Source organism: Kribbella antibiotica, from assembly GCF_004349055.1.
Classification (GTDB): Bacteria; Actinomycetota; Actinomycetes; order Propionibacteriales; family Kribbellaceae; genus Kribbella; species Kribbella antibiotica.
On the sequence record NZ_SMKX01000316.1, the window covers coordinates 1 to 1,163 of the forward strand.

General features: G+C 68.2%; 1 protein-coding gene. It reads left to right on the forward strand.

The window, feature by feature from the left end:
• Positions 1–1,163: MMPL family transporter (locus E1263_RS42420; protein WP_165956950.1), on the forward strand; the 1,163-nt coding region annotated here is incomplete at both ends.

Consider the following 1,163-nt stretch of genomic DNA (forward strand, 5'->3'; position numbering starts at 1 on the left):
TGGAAGGTGATCGCTGCGTGGGTGGTCGCGGCTGTCGCCGTGCTCGCCTTCGCGCCGACACTCGGCGATGTGACCAGCAAGGACCAGACCAGCCTCCTGCCGGACAAGTACGAGTCGGTCCAGGCACAGAAGCTGGCCACTGATGCCTTCGGGCAGACCAGCGACGCGACCGCGAGCATCGTCGTCAAACGCGCCGGCGGCGGCGAACTGACCGCCGCCGACCAGGCCAAGGTCGCGGAACTGGCCACCAAACTCACGGCCGCGAAGATCGACCGAGTGACCGCGGCCGTCACCGGTCCGCAGGCGCTCTCGCCGAACAAGCAGGTGCAGATCGTCAGCGTCGGCCTGAAGGGACTCGCCGAGGACCAGGCCGTGCTGGACGCCGTACAGCAGGTGCGCGACACCACGAATTCCGCGCTGACCGGCGCCGACCTCGAGTACGGCGTGACTGGCGACGCGGCCCTGATGCTCGACAACAAGGATGCGTTCGACAACGCGTTCGTGGTGGTCGGCATCGCGACCATCGTGCTGATCGTCGGCCTGCTGCTGGTCATCTACCGCAGCCCGGTCGCCGCCTTCTTGCCGATCCTCACGGTCGGCCTGGTCGCGAGCATCGCGCCCGGCCTGATCGCCTTGGTGGCAAAGGCTTCCGGCCTCCAAGTCACCCAGGACATGCAGACCATCCTGACCGTCGTCCTGTACGGCGTCGGTACGGACTACATCCTCTTCCTGCTCTTCCGCTTCCGCGAGCGCCTGCGCGCCGGCGAGGAGCCGAAGGCCGCACTGGCCAACGCGACCGGCCGAGTCGCCGAGGTGATCGTCTCGGCCGCCGGCGCGATCATCGTCGCCTTCAGCGCCCTGCTACTAGCCGTCTTCGGCGGCTTCAAGAGCCTTGGCCCGGGCCTGGCGATTGCGGTCGGCGTGATGGCCTTCGCCTCGATCACCCTGGTACCCGCGGTCGTTTCGCTGCTCGGCCCGAAGGTGTTCTGGCCGTCGAAGTCCTGGCAGACCACCCCGAAGGGCGCGACCTTCAAGCGCCTCGGCCGGTTCACCGCTCGCCGCCCGGCACTCGTGGCAGTCGCCTCCGGCGCCGTGATGGTCGCGCTGGCCCTTGGCACACTGGGGATGAAGGTCGACTACGACGCCTTCAGCCAACTCCCGAA